Raw genomic sequence first — 1,783 nt, forward strand, 5'->3', positions numbered from 1 at the left:
CGTGGATCAGCACATGGCTGGCGCCGAGATCGGCCGCCGCGCGCAAGCCCGCCGCGACCGATGCGCGCCGCGTTGCGCCGCCTTCCACCAGCCGCGCCCCGGGCAAGACGTCGCCAGCGGCGGACACATCGGTGACGACCAAGGTTTCCGCCACGGCCGGATGACGGCGGAGCGCGTCATAGGCATGAACGAGCATCGGTCGGCCGGCGAGCATCGCGAATTGTTTGGGCAGCGCGCCGCCCGCCCGCGATCCGGTGCCGGCGGCGACGATGATGGCGACGATATGGGTCATCCCGGCGCCTGTATCGCGCCTGCCGCTCCCTTGCCAGCGCACCCGCCTTCGCCTACTGCCCGAAATTGAGGCAGATCATGCGAAACTTGACCCCCATCCAGATCGGTCCCGTGCGGGTCGAGCAGCCCGTCGTGCTGGCGCCGATGACCGGTGTCACCGACATGCCGTTCCGTACCCTCGTGCGCCGCTACGGCTCCGGCCTGAACGTGACCGAGATGATCGCGAGCCAGGCGGCGATCCGCGAAACGCGCCAGTCGTTGCAGAAAGCGGCGTGGCATCTGTCGGAAGAGCCCGTGTCGATGCAGCTGGTCGGCTGCACGCCCTATGAAATGGCCGAAGCCGCCAAGCTGGCGGAGGATCGCGGTGCGGCGATCATCGACATCAACATGGGCTGCCCGGTGCGCAAGGTGACCAACGGCGATGCCGGGTCCGCGTTGATGCGCGACCTGAAGCTCGCGGCGCAACTGGTTGATGCGATTGTCAAAGCCGTCACGGCGCCGGTCACGTTGAAGATGCGCATGGGCTGGTGCCACGACAGTCTGAACGCGCCCGAACTGGCGCGCATCGCGCAAGATCTGGGGGTCAAGCTGGTCACGGTTCACGGCCGGACGCGCAACCAGATGTACAAGGGCGAGGCGGACTGGCGCTTCATCCGCTCCGTCAAGGATGCGGTGTCGATCCCGGTCATCGCCAATGGCGACATCTGTTCCGTCGACGATGCGCAGGCCGCGCTCGATCAATCGGGGGCGGACGGCGTGATGATCGGTCGCGGTGTTTATGGGCGGCCCTGGCTGCTGGGGCAGGTGATGGAATATTTCCGCACCGGCCGGCGCATCCCCGATCCTTCGATCGACGAGCAATATCAGCTCATATCCGAACATTACAACGCGATGCTGGCACATTATGGCATGGTGACCGGCGTGAACATGGCCCGCAAGCACATCGGCTGGTACACGCGTGGCCTGCCCGGATCGGCCGAATTCCGCAACGCCGTCAACCAGGAACCCGATGCGGCGCGCGTGTGTGCGATGCTAGCCGAATTCTATGCACCCTGGCGGCAGCGCGACGCGGCCTGAGCCGGCGCGGCACGGCCGCCCCGGTTTCGCCGAGCTGATCGCGGCACTGCCGGTGGCGGTCGTCGTCGTCGATCCGGACGATCGCATCGCCCACGCCAATGCGCTTGCCGAGCAATTGCTGAACCTGTCCGAACGCCTGATGATGGGCCAGCCACTCGCCGCGATCCTTCCGCCACCCGAAGGCGCGGGGGTCCGCGACGGCCACGGCTTCGCGGTGTACGATACCGAGATCGCGACGGCGCGGGGCCACCGTATCCGCGTGGACTTCGTTGAGGCGCAAGTGCCCGATCACGCCGGCTGGCGAACGATCACGCTGCACGGCTCCGCCGGTTCGCGCCGCCTGGGTCATTCGGCCGATCGATCGGCCGGTAGCCGCGCCGCCATCGGCGCGGCCGCGATGCTGGCGCACGAGATC

At 67.5% G+C, this 1,783-nt stretch carries 3 protein-coding genes; 2 read left to right on the forward strand and 1 reads right to left on the reverse strand.

Features of this window, described 5'->3' with window-relative positions; translation table 11 throughout:
• The coding region (locus VF649_RS14465; protein WP_331012663.1) for a 2-C-methyl-D-erythritol 4-phosphate cytidylyltransferase at positions 1–292 on the reverse strand (292 nt) is incomplete at its 3' end.
• A gap of 77 nt (positions 293–369) precedes the next feature.
• Here VF649_RS14465 and dusB point away from each other — a divergent pair.
• Positions 370–1,368, forward strand: a complete 999-nt coding sequence (gene dusB, locus VF649_RS14470) for a tRNA dihydrouridine synthase DusB (RefSeq protein ID WP_331012664.1) — start codon at positions 370–372, stop codon at positions 1,366–1,368.
• The coding region (locus VF649_RS14475) for a PAS domain-containing protein (RefSeq protein ID WP_331012665.1) at positions 1,337–1,783 on the forward strand (447 nt) is incomplete at its 3' end. The genes dusB and VF649_RS14475, both read left to right, overlap by 32 nt.

The sequence above is a fragment of the Sphingomonas sp. genome, from assembly GCF_036387535.1.
GTDB lineage: Bacteria > Pseudomonadota > Alphaproteobacteria > Sphingomonadales > Sphingomonadaceae > Sphingomonas_R.

Coding starts and splice junctions, on each gene's coding strand:
- dusB (WP_331012664.1), top strand. CDS start 370: ATGCGAAACTTGACCCCCATCCAGATCGGTCCCGTGCGGGTCGAGCAG.